The 16,547-nt window shown below is 71.0% G+C and carries 17 protein-coding genes and 1 pseudogene; 4 read left to right on the forward strand and 14 right to left on the reverse strand.

The annotated features are described in order from the left end of the window. The first annotated feature begins 346 nt into the window (after positions 1–346). Positions 347–2,215 (forward strand): MFS transporter, encoded by a 1,869-nt coding sequence (locus AMYTH_RS0117065; RefSeq protein WP_037322577.1) that lies wholly within the window; start codon positions 347–349, stop codon positions 2,213–2,215. On the opposite strand, the gene AMYTH_RS0117070 is transcribed toward AMYTH_RS0117065, so the two are convergent. After that, positions 2,205–3,365 carry an MFS transporter gene (locus AMYTH_RS0117070; RefSeq protein ID WP_027931353.1) on the reverse strand — a complete coding sequence of 387 codons (1,161 nt, stop codon included), beginning with the start codon at positions 3,363–3,365 and terminating at the stop codon, positions 2,205–2,207. The two genes, AMYTH_RS0117065 and AMYTH_RS0117070, sit on opposite strands and share 11 nt — an antisense overlap. A 59-nt stretch (positions 3,366–3,424) precedes the next feature. Between AMYTH_RS0117070 and AMYTH_RS0117075 the strand changes: the two genes are divergently transcribed. Next, positions 3,425–3,802: a MerR family transcriptional regulator gene (locus AMYTH_RS0117075; protein ID WP_027931354.1), complete on the forward strand. Its 378-nt coding sequence runs from the start codon at positions 3,425–3,427 to the stop codon at positions 3,800–3,802. Here AMYTH_RS0117075 and AMYTH_RS0117080 read toward each other — a convergent pair. Next, positions 3,784–4,290 (reverse strand): DinB family protein, encoded by a 507-nt coding sequence (locus tag AMYTH_RS0117080; RefSeq protein ID WP_027931355.1) that lies wholly within the window; start codon positions 4,288–4,290, stop codon positions 3,784–3,786. The two genes, AMYTH_RS0117075 and AMYTH_RS0117080, sit on opposite strands and share 19 nt — an antisense overlap. Before the next feature lie 63 nt (positions 4,291–4,353). Between AMYTH_RS0117080 and AMYTH_RS0117085 the strand changes: the two genes are divergently transcribed. Beyond that, positions 4,354–5,229, forward strand: coding sequence for an NAD-dependent protein deacetylase (locus AMYTH_RS0117085; RefSeq protein ID WP_027931356.1), 876 nt, complete (start codon positions 4,354–4,356; stop codon positions 5,227–5,229). Here the strand turns inward: AMYTH_RS0117085 and AMYTH_RS50345 are convergent. Both AMYTH_RS50345 and AMYTH_RS0117090 read right to left on the reverse strand, forming a co-directional pair. Next, positions 5,229–5,489, reverse strand: a pseudogene (locus AMYTH_RS50345) (hypothetical protein); the annotation flags it as partial. The gene AMYTH_RS0117085 and the pseudogene AMYTH_RS50345 sit on opposite strands and share 1 nt — an antisense overlap. Before the next feature lie 48 nt (positions 5,490–5,537). Continuing rightward, the gene (locus AMYTH_RS0117090; protein ID WP_027931357.1) at positions 5,538–6,152 is read right to left on the reverse strand and encodes a class I SAM-dependent methyltransferase; all 615 of its coding nucleotides are present in this window, start codon (positions 6,150–6,152) and stop codon (positions 5,538–5,540) included. 47 nt (positions 6,153–6,199) lie between these two features. Here AMYTH_RS0117090 and AMYTH_RS0117095 point away from each other — a divergent pair, with 47 nt between their 5' ends. Further along, positions 6,200–6,997: an IclR family transcriptional regulator domain-containing protein gene (locus AMYTH_RS0117095; RefSeq protein WP_027931358.1), complete on the forward strand. Its 798-nt coding sequence runs from the start codon at positions 6,200–6,202 to the stop codon at positions 6,995–6,997. Between the two features lie 243 nt (positions 6,998–7,240). Here the strand turns inward: AMYTH_RS0117095 and AMYTH_RS0117100 are convergent, their stop codons facing one another. The 10 genes from AMYTH_RS0117100 to AMYTH_RS0117145 all read right to left on the reverse strand — a co-directional run bounded on the left by AMYTH_RS0117100 (position 7,241) and on the right by AMYTH_RS0117145 (position 16,433). Next, positions 7,241–7,615 (reverse strand): VOC family protein, encoded by a 375-nt coding sequence (locus AMYTH_RS0117100; RefSeq protein ID WP_027931359.1) that lies wholly within the window; start codon positions 7,613–7,615, stop codon positions 7,241–7,243. A gap of 134 nt (positions 7,616–7,749) precedes the next feature. Then, positions 7,750–8,109 carry a hypothetical protein gene (locus tag AMYTH_RS0117105; protein WP_027931360.1) on the reverse strand — a complete coding sequence of 120 codons (360 nt, stop codon included), beginning with the start codon at positions 8,107–8,109 and terminating at the stop codon, positions 7,750–7,752. Continuing rightward, positions 8,106–8,966, reverse strand: a complete 861-nt coding sequence (locus AMYTH_RS0117110; protein WP_027931361.1) for a DODA-type extradiol aromatic ring-opening family dioxygenase — start codon at positions 8,964–8,966, stop codon at positions 8,106–8,108. The genes AMYTH_RS0117105 and AMYTH_RS0117110 overlap by 4 nt, the downstream gene beginning before the upstream one ends. Beyond that, positions 8,959–9,753: a citryl-CoA lyase gene (locus AMYTH_RS0117115; RefSeq protein WP_027931362.1), complete on the reverse strand. Its 795-nt coding sequence runs from the start codon at positions 9,751–9,753 to the stop codon at positions 8,959–8,961. Before AMYTH_RS0117115 ends, AMYTH_RS0117110 begins: the two co-directional genes overlap by 8 nt. Beyond that, a complete protein-coding gene (locus tag AMYTH_RS0117120; RefSeq protein WP_037323851.1) occupies positions 9,746–10,888 on the reverse strand; it encodes a CaiB/BaiF CoA transferase family protein in 1,143 nt (380 codons plus the stop codon). The genes AMYTH_RS0117115 and AMYTH_RS0117120 overlap by 8 nt, the downstream gene beginning before the upstream one ends. A 5-nt stretch (positions 10,889–10,893) precedes the next feature. Then, a complete protein-coding gene (locus AMYTH_RS0117125) occupies positions 10,894–12,333 on the reverse strand; it encodes an amidohydrolase family protein (protein ID WP_027931364.1) in 1,440 nt (479 codons plus the stop codon). A gap of 3 nt (positions 12,334–12,336) precedes the next feature. Next, positions 12,337–12,846, reverse strand: a complete 510-nt coding sequence (locus tag AMYTH_RS0117130; protein ID WP_027931365.1) for a DoxX family protein — start codon at positions 12,844–12,846, stop codon at positions 12,337–12,339. 184 nt (positions 12,847–13,030) lie between these two features. Next, the gene (locus tag AMYTH_RS0117135; protein ID WP_027931366.1) at positions 13,031–14,239 is read right to left on the reverse strand and encodes a Shedu immune nuclease family protein; all 1,209 of its coding nucleotides are present in this window, start codon (positions 14,237–14,239) and stop codon (positions 13,031–13,033) included. A gap of 91 nt (positions 14,240–14,330) precedes the next feature. After that, on the reverse strand, positions 14,331–15,620 hold the full coding sequence (locus tag AMYTH_RS0117140; protein ID WP_027931367.1) for an NAD(P)/FAD-dependent oxidoreductase: 1,290 nt from the start codon (positions 15,618–15,620) through the stop codon (positions 14,331–14,333). Between the two features lie 18 nt (positions 15,621–15,638). Continuing rightward, positions 15,639–16,433, reverse strand: a complete 795-nt coding sequence (locus AMYTH_RS0117145) for an SDR family NAD(P)-dependent oxidoreductase (protein WP_027931368.1) — start codon at positions 16,431–16,433, stop codon at positions 15,639–15,641. Positions 16,434–16,547: the final 114 nt, after the last annotated feature.

Genomic DNA, 16,547 nt, shown 5'->3' on the forward strand with positions numbered 1-16,547 from the left:
GTCGAGCCGGATGCCGTACTGGGACAACCGGTAGGCGCCGTCCCCGTTCCTTGCAGAACTGCGCGATCGCCGCGGTGTAGTCGCCGCCCCGCCAGCGCCCGGCGCAGCAGGTTCGCGACCACCCGCGACGCCGCGTCCGGCTCGACGCGCTGGAAGTACTCGTTGGCGATGGACGCTTGTTTCGGCGGGTCGAAGGTCTCTGCGATGGCGGCACTCGGTTCGGACCGCTCGCCACTGCGTTACACCGCGTCCGGACGCAGTGAGCTTCGGGACAACTCACTCGGCACCGGACGTTCCGGAAGGTACTTTCACAAGGCAACCATCCGTGCACGAACTCCGGAGTCGCATGTCCTCGTCTCCCGGCCGCCTCACGGCGGTTCTCGCGCTGGCCGGTGTCGTCGTCGCCGTCATGCAGACCCTCATGGTGCCGCTGCTGGCCGACCTGCCGTCGCTGCTGCACAGCGACAGCTCCGACACCGCCTGGGTCATCACGATCACCCTGCTCACCGGCGCGGTCGCCACCCCGGTGCTGGGCCGCCTCGGCGACATGTACGGCAAGCGCCGCATGATGCTCGTCGCGCTGACGTTGCAGGTCGCGGGCTCCCTGGTGTGCGGCCTGACGACCGCGCTGCTGCCCATGATGATCGGCCGCGGGCTGCAGGGCTTCGCCATCGGCGCGATCCCGCTCGGCATCAGCATCATGCGCGACGAACTGCCGCCGGAACGCCTCGGCGGCGCGGTTGGCCTGATGAGCTCGTCGCTGGGCATCGGCGGCGCGTTCGCGCTCCCGGTCGCCGCGCTGGTGGCCGAGCACTTCAACTGGCACATCCTGTTCCTCGGTGCGGCCGCGCTCGGGCTCGTCAGCCTGGTGCTGATCGTGCTCGTGGTGCCGGAGTCCGCGGTCCGCTCCCCCGGCCGCTTCGACCTGCCCGGCGCGATCGGGCTGTCCGCGGCGCTGGTGTGCCTGCTGCTGGCGATCTCGAAGGGCGGCGACTGGGGCTGGGGCAGCACCCGCACCCTCGGCTTCAGCGGCGCGGCGGTGGTGCTGTTCGTGGCGTGGGGATTCCTGCAGCTGCGCACCGCCGAACCGCTGGTCGACCTGCGCACCACCGCGCGGCGGCCGGTCCTGCTCACCAACCTGACCTCGATCATGGTCGGCTTCGCGCTGTACGCGACGCAGCTGGTGCCGCCGCAGCTGCTGCAGCTGCCGTCCGCGACCGGCTACGGGCTCGGGCTGTCGATGGTCGTCGCCGGGTTGTGCGTCGCGCCGTCGGGCCTGCTGATGATGGCGATGTCCCCGCTCGCGGCCCACCTGATCGCCGCGCGCGGCCCGAAGGTCTCGCTGCTGTGCGGCATCACCGTGCTCGGCGCCGGTTACGGGCTCGGCCTGACGCTGATGGGCGCGGGCTGGCAGATGGCGATCTTCTCGGCGATGGCGGGCGCGGGCGTCGGCCTCGCCTACGCCGCCATGCCCAGCCTGATCATGAGCGCGGTCCCGGCCACCGAGACCGCGGCGGCCAACGGCCTCAACACGCTGATGCGCTCGATCGGCACGTCGTCGTCGAGCGCCGTGGTCGGCATGGTGCTCGCCGGCATGACGATCGACTTCGGTGGCACGCCGGTGCCCAGCCTCGACGGGTTCCGCACGACGTTCCTGATCGGCTGCGCCGCGTGCGTGGCCGCGCTGCTGATCGCGTTCTTCATCCCCGGCCGCGCGCGCCCGGCGGAGACCCTGCTGCTGGGCGTCGTGCGGTCGCCGCGCGGCGTCCTCGAAGGCGCGGCGGTGACCCTGATCAGCAAGGACGGGCAGCAGACCGGCACCACGTCGACCGACGTGAGCGGCCGGTACTCGCTGAACATCCCGGATGGCGAGCACGTCCTCGTCTGCTCCGCCGCCGGCTTCCAGCCGGAGGCGGCGCCGGTGAGCGGTCCGGGCGAAGTGGACTTCACGCTGTCGGCCACCGGCGCCATCACCGGCACCGTCGGGGTGGCCGGCGCGCTGCTGATCGCCACCGACGAGCGCGGCGAGGTCGCGGGCAGCGTCACCTCCCGCGCGGACGGCTCGTTCCAGCTGCCCGGCCTGCTGCCCGGCCGCTACGCGCTCGCCGTGGCCAGGCGCGGCTACCGGACCGCCGCCGTTCCGGTGCGGGTCGGCGACGGCCCGGTCCGCTGCGAGCTCGTCCTCGTGCCCGAGGACGTGACGGTCACGAACTAGCCGGGAAGCCGTTCCGCCGGGCGCCGAGCACCACGGCCAGCACCGGCACGAGCAGCACCAGCACGGTCCACGGGAACACGCCGGGCCCGAACGCGTCGAGCAGGATCCCGCCGACCACGCCGCCGCCTGCCATGGCCGCGTTCCACAACGTCACCAGCGCGGCCTGCGCGGTGTCCGCCGCCTCGCCGCCCGCGTTCCCGGCGGCCGTCTGCAGCAGCGTCGGCACCCCGCCCCAGCCAAGGCCCCACAGCGCGGCCCCGGCGTAGACGAGCACCGCGTTGCCGGACAGCACGGCCAGGATCACCGCGGCGACGGCGACCAGCAGGGTCGCGGCGACGGTCAGCGCCCGCAGCTGCCGGTCGATGCGCGCGCCGACGATCGCGATGCTCAGCACGGACGCGACGCCGAACACCAGCAGCACCACGTCGATCCGGACGCCGTGCAGGAATGTGGCCAGGTAGGTGTAAAGGATGTTGTGGGCCAGCACGAACACGAGCGTGACGACCAGGACCGGCGCGACGCCCGGGACGGCGACCGCGCGCCGCACCGGGATCCGGCCGCCGTCACGCTGCCCCGGCTGGTCCGGCACGGTCGCGACGATCCAGGCGATCAGCACGACGGCGATCACCGACATCACGCCGAACGTAACGCGCCATCCGACGACCTCGCCGAGGAAGGTGCCGGCCGGGACGCCGAGCGACAACGCGAGCGGGATGCCGGCCATCACGACCGCGATCGCCTTGCCCTGCAGGTGTTCCGGCGCCAGCCGCCGCGCGTACCCGGCGAGCAGCGCCCACACCACGCCGGCGGCCACCCCGGCGGCGAACCGGCCCGCCATGGTCAGCACGTAGGCGCCGGACACCGCGGTGACGGTGTTGGCGACGGCGAACCCGGCCACCCCGGCGAGCAGCAGGCGCTTGCGGCGCCAGCCCGCGGTCGCCGCGGACAGCGGGATCGCCGCGAGCGCGGTGCCGATCGCGTAGATCGTGACGGCCTGCCCCATCGCGGACTCGCCGACGCGCAGGTCGGCGCTCATCGCGGGCAGCACGCCAGCGGGCAGGGCTTCGGTGAGGACGGTGATGAACGCCGCGGTCGTCAACGCGAGCAGGGACCGCAGCCGGAGTCGGGAAGGGGTCAGCACATCGATCACGGCGTTATGCTGGAACCATCACACAGATGTGAAGGTCAAATCGCTGTGAGGGGAACCACATGCGCATCGGGGAGCTGTCGGAACGCACCGAAACGCCCCGCCGCCTGCTGCGTTACTACGAGGAGCAGGGGCTCATCGTGTCCCGGCGCCTGCCGAACGGCTACCGCGACTACGACGAGTACAACGTCGACCGGGTGCTGCAGATCCGCGGCCTGCTCGACGCCGGACTGCCCACCCGCATCATCAAGCAGATCCTGCCGTGCCTGGACAAGCCGCGCACGATCTACTTCCCCGACGCCACGCCGGAGATGCTGGCGACGCTGGAACAGGAGCGGGACCGGATGACCCGGCGCATCGACTGCCTCACCCGCAACCGGGACGCCATCAGCGAGTATCTGGACATCGTGCGGCAGGGCCGTCAGCCCGACGTGGCCTGAGCCGCCCGGAGCAGGCGCAGCTGCCCGATCTCGGCCGCGTTCTTCATCAGTTCCGCGTTCACCCACGCGGCCTGATGCGCCACGGTGAGCCCGGCCTCGGCGGGCCACGGGAAGGCGGCGGGAGCGTCCGGATCGGACAGTCGGTCGAGGACGCCGCCCCAGTCGGTGGCCAGCTCGCGCAGCCAGGCCACGGCGTTCTCGTCGCCGGGCCAGCCGACCGACTCGCGCTCGCGGGGCGCGCGGCCGTGCGCGTGGTCCAGCGCGACGCTCCACCACCAGCCGACGTGCCAGGTGATCCAGGCGATGGTGGGCACCGGCACCGGGTCCGGTTCGGTGTCCGCCCAGTCGATCGTCCAGCCGTCCCCGGCCCGCCGGACGTGCCAGGTCAGCGGCCCCGGCTCCCAGCGGAAGTCCGCCGGGGTGAGGGCGCTCAGGTGGAGGTCGGCCAGCGACCAGGTCAGGTCGAACTGCCAGCGCAGGAGGGACACGGCCGGATGATCGCAGCGCCCAGTCCGGGCGGCCAACCGGATTTCCGCACGTACACTCGTGTGGTGCGGACGCGACCGACCCTGAGCTGGACGCCGGCCGGTGAGCCGCTGCCCCGCACGACCAGCCTGGACGACGTGGTCCGCATCGCCGGCACCGGCGGCGTGGTCGTGCTGAGCGGCGCCGGGCTGTCGACCGAGTCCGGGATCCCGGACTACCGCGGCGCCACCGGCAGCCTGCGGCGCCACACGCCGATGACGTACCAGGAGTTCGTGGCGGCCGAGCACGCGCGGCGCCGATACTGGGCGCGCAGCCACCTCGGCTGGCGCACCATCGCGCGGGCGCACCCCAACGACGGCCACCGCGCGGTGGCGGCGCTGCGGGCCGCGGGCGTGGTCGGCGGCGTGATCACGCAGAACGTCGACGGGTTGCACCAGGCGGCCGGCACGCCGGACGTCGTCGAGTTGCACGGCAGCCTGGACCGGGTCGTGTGCCTGTCCTGCCGTGCGTTGTCACCCCGCGAGGAGCTGGACCGCCGCCTGCGCGAGGCGAACCCGGGCTTCACGGCGACCGCGACGCGCGTCAACCCGGACGGCGACGTGGAACTGGCCGACGACGACGTGCGTGGCTTCCGCGTCGTGCCGTGCACCGCGTGCGCGGGCGTGCTGAAGCCGGACGTGGTGTTCTTCGGCGAGAACGTCGAACCGTCCCGTGTGGACCGGTGCTTCCGGCTGGTGGACGAGGCGTCCGCGCTGCTGGTGCTCGGCTCGTCCCTGACGGTCATGTCCGGGCTGCGGTTCGTCCGCCGCGCCGCCGAGGCGGGCAAGCCGGTGGCGATCATCAACCAGGGCCCCACGCGCGGCGACAAGTACGCGGACGTGCGGGTGGACCTGCCGCTGGGCCGTGCGCTCACCGAGCTGGTCGCGCGCCTGGCTGTGTAGGTGTGTTGTTTGGTGAGGTTGGTTTCGCGGCCGGCTGGGGTGTGGCCGTCGATGCCGGTGTGGGGTCGGTGGTAGTTGTACCGGTGCAGCCGGTCGGGGAGGGCTCTTTGGCGGTGGGTTTCTGAGGCGCAGGGCTGGTGGTAGGCCCATTCCTCGAGCGGGGTGCGGTGGACCAGCTCGCCCGGGCGGTCGCGTTGACAGCGGCGGATCGGCTCGCCGGTGCCCCGATCACACGCGGCCAGCGGCGGCAGGCCGTGACGGCGTTGATCAGCGTCACAGCCCATCACCAACGCCCCCGAACAGCACATCTAGGGCGCGACGGCGACGCCGACCGACTGCGCGCCGAACGGCCGCGGCGAGCCGGCCTCGTAGAACTCGTCGAGTTCCCGGATGTCGAACCCGGCCCCGGTCAGCAGGTCCGCGACGGGGTTGGTGAGGCGGCAGCCGAACACCGCGCGCTGCAGCGGGTTCAGCCGGCGCTGCCACCGCCGGACGCCCGCGTCCGGCGCGAGGCCGTGTTCGGCGAAGTGCAGTGTGCCGCCGGGTTTGAGGACCCGCCGGATCTCCCGCACCGCGGCGGCCGGGTCCGGGATGGCGCACAACGTCCAGGTCGTCAGCGCCGTGTCGCAGCTGGCCTCGGGCACGGGCAGCGACTGCCCGTCCGTGCCGGCCCGCTCGACCGGCACGGCGGACGCGGCGAGCCGTCCGCCCGCCAGCCGCCAGGCCGCGTCCGACGGCTCGATGGCGACGACCTCCGCGACCGCCGCCGGGTAGAAGGAAACGTTCAGGCCGGAGCCGAAGCCGATCTCCAGCACCCGGCCGCGCAGCCCGGCGCAGGCGCGTTCCCGGTGCGGGTGCGCCTGCGTGGCCCCGCAGGTGACGTCGATGAGCCGTGGCCGGATCCGGTTCGCATAGACGCTCATGGACGCCATTGTCCGCGACGCCCGGCCGTGGCGGCTAACCTGCTGGTATGCGTCGAGACGGCAATCCGGACTTCATCGAGGCCCTGGCCCGCGGCCTGGACGTCCTGTGCGCCTTCCGGCCCGGCCATCCGGTGATGACGTTGTCCGAGGTCGCCACGGCGACCGGGCTGGCCCGCCCCACCGCGCGGCGCATCCTCATCACCCTCGAACAGCTCGGTTACGTGCGCGGCGGCGAGCGCGGCTTCTCGCTCACCCCGCGCGTGCTCGACCTCGGCATGGCCTACATCGGTTCGGCGAACCTGTGGGACCTGGCCCGGCCGCACCTGGAGGACCTGGTCGCGCGGACGAACGAGTCGTGTTCGATCGCGCAGCTCGACGGGTCCGACATCGTGTACGTGGCCCGCGTGGCGGTGCCGAAGCTGGTCGCGCTGGCCGTCACGATCGGCACGCGGTTCCCGGCCGTGCAGACCTCGCTGGGCAAGGTCCTGCTCGCCGCGCTGACGCCGGAGGAGCTGGACCGGGTACTGGCCGAGCCGAGCCGCTCCGGCGTCGAACCCCGGTGGCAGCCGGGGCGCGACGAGATCGACGCACTGCTGCGGGACGTGCGCACGAAAGGCTGGGCGGCCACCGATCAGCAGCTGGCGCTGGGCATCCGCTCGGTGGCGGCCCCCATCCGGGACGGGGACGGCCGGGTGGTGGCCGCGGTCAACGTGAACGCCCACGCCGCCGAGACGACGATGGACACGCTGATCGGCCACCACCTGCCGCTGCTGCTGAAGACGGCGGGCGCGATCGGCTCCGACTGGGACGCCTGGCACGCCCGCCCCATCAAGACGGTTTCCTAGGCGTTGTCTTTCAGCGGCGGAGCCGCCTCACCACCCGAGCGGCCCGCACCGCCGCGGGTTCTGAGGTGGTTCCTCTCGAGGACAGCGCCGACGTGGTGAACTGGCGTTCATGAGGAGGCGATCCCACAGCGAGGGGCCGCCCGAGTCGGCTCAGCCGCGCGCAGCGCGTCCGTTGCGGGTGGTGGTGGGCTGGCGGGAGGGACCGCCACTCGCACCGCCAAGCAAGCCGCCACAGCACATCCACTACAGGTAGGGCCGCGTGATCAGCTCGATCGCGTGCCCGGCGGGGTCCTTGAAGTAGACCCCGCGCCCGCCGTGCTCGTGGTTGATCTCCCCGGGCCTGGTCGTCTGCGGATCCGCCCAGTGCTCGATCCCCCGCTCCACGAGCCGCGCGTAGGCGCGGTCGAACAGCTCGTCGTCGACGAGGAAGGCGTAGTGCTGCATCTGGATCTCGACCGGCGGTTCGGCGAACTGCAGCAGCACGCCCCCGTCGAGCATGACGTTGACGAACGGCCCCCACGACGGGGCTTCGGCGACTTCCAGCAGTTCGCGGAAGAAGCGGGCCGACTCGTGGCGGTCCTTGGCGGCGATGATGGTGTGGTTGAAGGTGACGGTCAACGAAGTCCTTTCGATCGGTTGGGTGGACGGCGCGGAAGCGGAAGCTCCCGGCGGTCCACGCGCGCCGATCAGACCGTCACCGGATCGCCTTCCCGTGTGTGGCGCGAGGCCGTTCCGGTGATCACGGCGTCAGCCTACGTCGCGATGTCCGGGTATGGCAACGAGAAATGCGCCAGCCGCCGCGCGTACTCCTTCTGGAACTCCAGCGGCCCGTGGTCCCGCTCGAACATCCCGATGAACAGGGTCAGCGTCAGGAACGGGTGCGCGCCCAGCTCGAAGAGCTTCACGTAGTCGTGCCCGGCCAACGCCGCGCGCTCCTCCTCCTCGAACGCCAGCCACGTCGAGGATTCGGCGCCCACGCAGTTCAGGATCCGGTTCGCCTGCGTCTCCTCCCACCACGCGACGGTCCCGGCCGGGTCCTCGCGGTAGCGCTCGACCAGTTCCGGGTCGCGGTCGACGGTGAACAGGAACTTGTCCAGCAGGTACTTGCTCACCGCGGACCTCCCGGGTACCAGGTGAAGTAGGCCTCCATCGTGTGGAACAGGTCGTAGGTGTCCACGTAGTCGACCCGCTGCCCCTCCCCCGCCACGCCCATCATCAGCATGAAGTCCATGAACCCGTGCGTGGCGTTGCCGGGCAGGTGCAGGCTCTCCAGCGTGACCTCGCCGAGGCACTTCTCGATGTCGCCGTTGGCGATCCAGTCGACGGCCTTGCGGTCGAACTCCGGATCCGGCCCGTGCGGCCCGAACTGACGCGGACCGCCGAGTTCGAGCGAGAGGTGCCCGGTGCCGATGACGGCGACCCGCTGGTCCGACGGCCAGGACTCGATCAGCTGCCGGATCGCCCGTCCCAGTTGGACGAACCGCTTCGGCTGCGGCAGCGGCGGCGCGAAGATGTTGGTGTAGATCGGAACGATCGGCAGGTCGTTCTGTGGCCGCAACGTGATGATCGGGCACGTGATCGAGTGGTCGATGCGCAGTTCGTTGGAGAACGCGAGGTCGAAACCGGCGTCGAGGCCTTCCCGCAGCACGTAAGCGGACAGGTCCTCCTGGCCCCTCAGCAGCATCCGCGGCAGCCCGAACTCGCGTTCCTCGTTGTAGAAGTTCGCGTCGTAGAAGGGCGCCTTGCCGACCAGGAACTGCGGCATGTTGTCCAGCCACAGCTGGTGGAAGTGGTCCGAGCCGACCATCACGAGCACGTCCGGGCGGGCCCGGGTCAAGGTCTCGCGGAACGCCTCGACCTTGCGGACCCACTCGTCCGCGAAGTCCGGGCGGTCCGCGCCGGTGGCGGTGCTGGCCCGGTAGTAGAACGGGTGGTGCGTGGACGCGATCACCGCGACCAGTTCAGCCATGGCTGCCTCCTGCCGGTGGGACGGGCCGGTTGTTGAGGTCGACGGACAGGAAGATCTCGTTCGCGACGGGGGTACGCAGTTCCTCGGCGAGCTGCCCGATCAGCCCGGCGGCGCGGGCCAGCAGCGCGAACCCGCGCAGCAGTTCCAGCGGCAGCCCGAGATCGGCCAGCGCCGCGCCGCAGGCGCCGGCGCCGTTGAGCGGCAACGTCTTCCCCAGAACCTGCGGGTGCACGCGGCCGATGGCCTCGAACAACGCGAGGTGCGGCCCGAACTTGCCCTCCTCCCGGGCGATCTCGAACAGCCGCGCGGTGCGGGGATCGCCGTTCTTGTGGACGTGGTGGCCGAGGCCCGGGATGAACCGGCCCGCCGCGCGCTCGGCCCGCACGATCTCCAGCGCCAGCTCGTCGTCGACCGGACGATCCGCTGTGGACAGTGCGTCGTGCAGGAACCGGCCGCAGTCCTCGGTCACGCCGAGGAACCGCGAACCGCCGCCGAGCAGTCCGGCGGCCAGCGCGCCCTGGATCGAATCGGGCGCCGACAGGTAGGTCAGCCTCGTGACGATCGCGGTCGGGGTGAACCCGTGGTCGGCCAGCGCGGCGAGCACGGCCTCGAACACCCGCGTCTCGCCCTTGCCCGGCCGCCGCTGGGTGGCCAGCCAGAACGCCAGCTCGCCGAAGCCGACCTCGCCCATCACGTCCCGCGCCAGGTCCTGGCCGAGCAGGGTGATCTTCTCCAGCGACGACGCGCCCAGAGCTGTGGGGTACTGGGCTGTCGGATACTCAGGCACCTTCCTCCTCCAGCCACTTGCGGATCTCCGCGCCGTGCTCGTCCAGTTCCGGCGGCGGCAGCCGGTAGGACACCGGGGTCGCCGAAAACCGGATCGGGTGCCGTGTCGTGGGGATGCCGCCGACCGTCACGACCGGGTCCAGGTCGAACCGTTCGGCCATCGCGAACCCGCCGTCGATGGTGTTGATCGGACCGCACGGCACCCCGGCCGCCACCAGCAGGTCGAACCACTCCACCGCACCACGGCGCCTGAGCCGGTCCACGAGGATCGGCCGCAGCTCCTCGCGGTTCTCGGTGCGATCGGCGTTGCGGGCGAACCGCGGGTCCTCCGCGACCTCCGGGATCCCGAGCACCTGGCACAGCTTGACGAACTGCGCGTCGTTGCCCGCGGCCACGATCAGGTCGTTGTCCGCCGTCGGCAGCGGCTCGTACGGGAACACGCTGGGATGCGCGTTGCCCATCCGATACGGCACGGTGCCGCCGGCCACGTACGCGGAACTGTGGTTGACCAGCCCGGTCAGCGCCGAGGACAACAGGTTTACCTCGACGTGCTGTCCCTGCCCGGTCGCCTCCCGGTGCCGCAACGCGGCCAGGATCCCGATCACCGCGTGGTTGCCCGCCATCACGTCGAACACCGAGATGCCTGCCCGGTACGGCGGCCCGTCCGGATCGCCGGTGAGCGACATCAGTCCGGAGATCGCCTGCACCATCAGGTCGTAACCCGGCACGTCCCGGCCCGCGCCGGAGCCGAAGCCGCTGATCGAGGCGTAGACGATGCCCGGGTTGCCCGCCCGCACGGCATCGAAGTCCAGGCCGTACTTGCCCAGCCCGCCCGGCTTGAAGTTCTCGATCAGCACGTCCGCCCGCCGCGCCAGCTCCCGCGCCGCGCCGGCGTCGCCCTCGTCGCGGAGGTCCAGCGCGATGGATCGCTTCCCCCGGTTGATGCCGAGGTAATAAGTCGACACGCCGTCGCGCACCGGCGGCATCCACGAGCGCGTGTCGTCCCCGGCCGGGCCTTCCACCTTGACCACGTCCGCGCCCAGGTCGGCGAGCAGCATCGTGGCGTACGGGCCCGCCAGGATCCGGGAGAAGTCCGCGATCAGGACACCCGAGAGCGGGCCGTTCTTCGGACTCATGTCCGTCATGCGTCCGCGTGCTGCACGGCGACCCCGTCGCCCGTGTAGTCCGTGTAGGTGTAGGGGTTGGGGATCACCTCGGTCGCCGGGATCTCCGGCTCGCGGGCCTGCTGCCAGGCCTCCTCGCCCATCGTGGACCGCGCGTACGACACGGTCGCCTCGACCGCGGCCCTGGCCCGGTCCAGGCCCGGCACGACGAGCTGGTGATCGCGTTTGACGACGGTTCCGTTGACCAGGACGGTGTGCACGTCGCCGCGCCCGGCCTGGTAGACGACGTGCCCATAGGGGTGCAGGACGGGGAACATCACCGGCGAGCGGTCGTTCTTGACGAGCACGAGGTCGGCCTTCTTGCCCGGGGTGAGCGAGCCGATCTGCTCGTCCAGGCCGAGGGCTCGGGCGCCGCCGATGGTGGCCCACTCGACGACGTCGCGGGCGCGGAGCTTGTTGTGCACCACGGTTTCGCCCGCCGCGTGGGCTTCGAGATGCTCGCGCGACCGGTCCGCGGACAGCGTCGCGCGCATGGCGGAGAACAGGTCGCCGCTCCACCACACGCTGGTGTCCATCGACAGCGACACCGGGATGCCGTGCCTGCGCAGCTGCCAGGTGGGCGGGTAGCCCTGGCCGGCGCTCTGCTCGCTCTCGGTGGACACCGACGCGGTGCCGCCGGACGCGGCGATGCGCTGGTAGGAGTCCTCGCTCAGGGTCGCCGCGTGCACGTAGGTGACGCCGGGCGTGCAGAAACCGTTGTCCCACATGAGACGGATGCCGTCGTCACCGGTGGCGCCCCATACGCCGGCGTGCGTGGTGACGCGCAGGTCGAGTTCGCGGGCGGCCTCGAAGGCGCCCTTCTCGGGGAACGCCGCGTCGCCGGTGACGTCGAAGGCCAGTTGCAGGCCGAGCATGTCGTCGCGGGAGGTGAAGTGGCGGTCGACGAACGCGCGGAACTCCGTGGAGTTGGCCCATTCCCACGGTGCGCCGAGCAGGTTGCCGTAGGCCAGGACGAAGCGGCCCGGCACCGCGCGCAGGGCCTCGACGGCGGCGTCGCCGTGCTCGGGGGTCTGCAGGCCGTGGGACCAGTCGACGGTGGTGGTGACGCCGGCGTCGAGGGCCTCGATGGCGGACAGCAGGTTGCCCGCGTGGATGTCCTCGGGGCGGAAGATCTTGCCCCAGTTCAGGTAGTAGAAGACGAAGTACTGGGACAGGGTCCAGTCGGCGCCGAGGCCGCGCAGGGCGGTCTGCCACATGTGCCGGTGGGTGTCGACCATGCCGGGCAGGAGGATGCCACCTCGTGCGTCGACGACGGTTGTGCCGGGCGGTGCTTCCAGGTTGTGCCCCACCTGCTCGATACGTTCGCCGCGGACGAGCAGGTCGCCGCCGTCGAGGTCGCCGATCGCCGGGTCCATGGACAGGATCGTGGCGTCGCGGAACAGGATGGGGCCGGTCATGGGTCACCTCGTGGCGGTCGTGGCCCGCGCGCGGAGCACGCGGGCGCGGGCGGCGAGGGGGACGGCGGCGGCGAGCAGCCCGAGCGCGAGCGCGCCGAGGCCCCACCACGGGCCGAAGGTCAGGTTGAGGGCGTGGTCCACGGACCAGGCGCCGGGCCCGGTGAAGGCGAGCACGAGGGCGAGCGCGCCGTAGCAGAAGGGCACCTCGCAGCCGCCCCGCTGCGCCCAGAAGCCGTTGGAAGCGGTGGCAACCGCGGCGACGGCCATGGTCCCGATGATCACCGCCGAACCGCCGGGGGTGAGCAGCCCCAGCGCGAGACTCGCGGCGCCGGCGAGCTCAGCCACCCCCGCGACGACGACGAGCCGGAGCCCCGGAACGAAGCCCCACTGTTCGAAGACCTGGGCGGTGCCAGTGCGGCCGGCGCCGCGGAACCAGCCCAGCAGTTTCTGCGTGCTGTGGCCGAACAGCAACGCGGCGAGCAGCAGCCGCAGCAGCGCCAGACCGAGGTCCATCACCGCACCTCTTCGTCATCCGGACCATCGTCCGCTTGACGGACAGCCTGGCCCCGCGCGGCGCGGAAGTCAAGGGCGCGGGCAGCGCGGAGCACACGAACTGGGGGGTGGTCTTCACACGAGGCGTTGTCGCGCGGCTCCCGCCGACCCGGCACCACCGGCACAGGATGCGGCAGCGCACTGCTCAATAAAGCGGCGCCTCAGTGAGCGACCGGCTCGCGTTGTCGACAAGCTCTTTGTAGGTCATGACTTCAACACGGTTGAGGTGACTGTTCAGAGTTCTCAGCGTCTCGTTGACCTCGCCTTCGGGCACGTCGGAATGACACGCCGGATGACCGATGAGCACCAGAGCACTCGCGCGCCTGGTCTCGATGCCGAACTCTTCCCGGATACGTGATCGATTCTCGTCGAGCCCGACGAGATAATTCACGGCCTGCGCAACCGCGTCGTGAACCTCGGACGTCGGAACGAGCGAACCACGGTGCCTCTTCACGATTGCACGAATTGCACGCGAACGCTTGAGTTCCACGATCTGCAGACTTCCATCCCCGCGAACCAACGGGATGTCGACCTCGTCCCCGGGTACGAGTCTTCTGCGCCCGACCGCACCGACGAAGCGGCCGCCGAAGATCCACGCCTGCTTTTCGAGAACTCGCTGGAGATCACGCTCGGTTGCCAAATCTGATTCACAGATCGCTCGGATCTGCGTCACGCTCTCCGCTCGCCGCTTCATCTCCGCAGCGAGGAGGATGGACTGTCCGTCTACATCGCCAGCCAGCAGTTCCAGCGCTGCTGGAGTACGCACGAGATTACCTACCTTTGCCGACGGATCTTCGATATCGATCCGGTCACGAAGGACGCGCTCTAGCCAAAGAGCCAGCTCTGCACGCCCTCGCACGAGGCGATACCGCCCGGGCCTGTCTTCTGGCGCGTCGAGAAACTTCCCGTCTGCAACGACAGAAGTGAGGTGCGCCAGAAGTTCTTGCGCAGAAGCACTCTCGTTGTCTTCGAGGAACTTCCGACTCGCTCCTCGCACGAATTCCTGCATGCCGAAGAACACACCGGACACGAAGTCCCGCCTGTGATCACTTCGGCCGCCGTCCTGAAAAAGCCGGTAGCGCTCTTCGAAGTCCGGGTTCAGGATCCGACCAGTCGCGTAGTCCAGTGCATCCTGCAACAGCCTGACAACGTGCCACTCGTTCTCCTCGCTCGCGCGGAGGCGTGCAACTTCCAAACGTTCGACCAGAGCTCGCCCACCTCTACGCCTACGGCTCTTGCCACTGTGCATATACGCGATCGCTTGCGCGATGGCATTCTGGACGTCCGGGTGCACCGCTTCCTTCTGCGTCGCCTCGAGCTGCAACTCGAGGGACCAATCAGCTCTGCTGCTCATGGTCACGAAGATCGGCGCGGACGCCGCCGCCGTTACGCTGTGGCCGCAAGCCACAAATCTGCCCGTCGTGCTAGCCATCCACGATGGACTGTCAGCGCACGCTCGACGTCTCCAGTGGTACCTCGTCCGAGCGCACCAGCCCCAGCTGCACCGTCTGGCGGCCGATCGCCGCGTCGAGGGTCCAGTCCACCGCGGTCCTGATGCGGTTCCCCGGCATCGCCAGCAGGTGGTAGCCGCGGGTCACCGCCTTCGCCGGCAGGCCCGACAGCGGGATGTGCAACGGGTTGGCCGCCGCCTGTGCGCCGCCCAGGTCGACCACGAAACCGAGGTCGTGGTGCTTGTACTGGCGCACCTCGCCGTACCCCAGGGTCGCCGCCACGTTGAGTCCGGCCAGCGTGCCCTGCCGCGTGGCGTGCTGGGCCGTCATCGCCGTCACCTCGCCCGGCCGGGTCAGGTCCGGGACCGCCACGGCGTCCCCGCAGGCGAACACCTCCGGGTGGCCGGGCACCTCCAGCGTGGGCTCGACGCAGAGCCGCCCGCGCTGCGTCGCCACACCCGCGGACTCCACGAGCGGGTCGGGGCGCACGCCGACGCACCACGCGAGCGTCCGGGTGGGCACGAAATCCCCGGTCGTCAACAGGACTCCGTCGGTCGTCGCCTCCTTCACCGACGTCTCCGTCATGATCTCCACGCCCCGCCGCCGCAGCACCCGGTCCGCGGCGCGCGACAGCCTGCGGTCCAGCTCGGGCAGCACCTTCGGCGCCAGGTCCAGCAGCAGCCACCGCATCCGCTGACCGTCCAGCTCGCGGTGGTGCCGCGCGATGGCGCTGGTGAACAGCGGCCCCTGCGCGGCCACCTCGGTCCCGGTGTAGCCGGCGCCGACCACGACGAACGTGCAGCGCGCGTCCCGCTCCGCCGGGTCGTCCGCGGCCGCCGCCAGCTCGACCTGCCGGATCACGTGATCACGCAGGAACAACGCCTCCGACACGCTGCGGAACCCGTGCGCGTGCTCGGCGATGCCCGGGATCGGCAGCAACTTGTTGACGCTGCCGACCGCGATGATCAGCCGGTCGTACTCGAGCCCGCGCGACGTGCCCTCCGGGTCCACGTACGTCAGCTTGCGGTCGTCCAGCGCCAGGGCCGTCACCTCGCCGAGCGCGAGCCGGATACCGGGCAGCGCGGCGGGCAGCGACACGGTGACGCGCCGCGGGTCGATCACCGCGGCCGCGACCTCGGGCAGCAGCGGCAGGTACAGGAAGTAGTCGGTGCGGTTGACCAGCACGATCTCCGTGCCGGAATCCGGCGGGGGCGTCTTGAGCAGTGCACGGGCCGCCGAAAAGCCCGCGAAACCGCCGCCGACGATCACGATGCGCTTGGTCACGACGCCTCCCAGGGGCGGTCAGGGCACGATCGAATCCACGTATCCCCCGTCCACGCGCACCGCTGCCCCGGTCGTCGCCGAGGCCTGCGGCGAGCTGAGGTAGACCACCATGTTCGCGATCTCCTCCGGCTCGATCAGGCGCTGCAGCAACGACTGCGGCCGGTGCACGCGCATGAACTCCTTCTGCGCCTCGTCCCACGGCAGGTTCCGGTCGACGAGCTGGTACACGAAGTCCTCCACGCCGCCGGTGTGCGTCGGCCCGGCGATCACGGCGTTCACGGTCACCCCGGTGCCCGCGGCGGCCTTCGCGAACCCGCGGGACACGCCCAGCAGCGCCGTTTTCGACATGCCGTAGTGGATCATCTCCGCGGGGATGACGATCGCCGAGTCGCTCGCGATGTACTGGACGCGGCCCCAGCCCCGCTCGGTCATGCCGGGCAGGTAGGCGCGGGTGAGCCGCACCGCGGCGAGCACGTTCACCTCGAAGTAACGGCGCCACTCGTCGTCAGTGATCTCCAGCGGATCGGCCGAGTTGAAGATGCCCAGGTTGTTGACCAGGATGTCGGCACGCGGCAGCTGGTCCACCGCGTCCCGCGCGCCCTGCTCGCTCGCGAGGTCGGCGACCACCGGCACCACCTGGGCGTCGGGCACCTCGGTGGTCAGCTGCTCGATCGCCTTCGTCACCTTGTCCGCGCCGCGACCGTTCACGGCGACCCGGGCGCCCGCCCGCGCCAGCCCGAGCGCGATCGCCGCGCCGATGCCCTGCGTGGAACCGGTGACCAGGGCCGTCCTCCCGCTCAGATCGAGACGCATGCAGCGATGGTATGGGCGCCGGGCCGGGGCCGCAGGGCTTCACCCGGCGGCCGCGGCGAAGATGAAGCAGCCGTAGGCGACGTTGCGGCTGTGCACCTCGACACCCCGGGCGCG

Origin of the sequence: Amycolatopsis thermoflava N1165 (assembly GCF_000473265.1) — a bacterium.
GTDB classification, from domain to species: domain Bacteria; phylum Actinomycetota; class Actinomycetes; order Mycobacteriales; family Pseudonocardiaceae; genus Amycolatopsis_E; species Amycolatopsis_E thermoflava.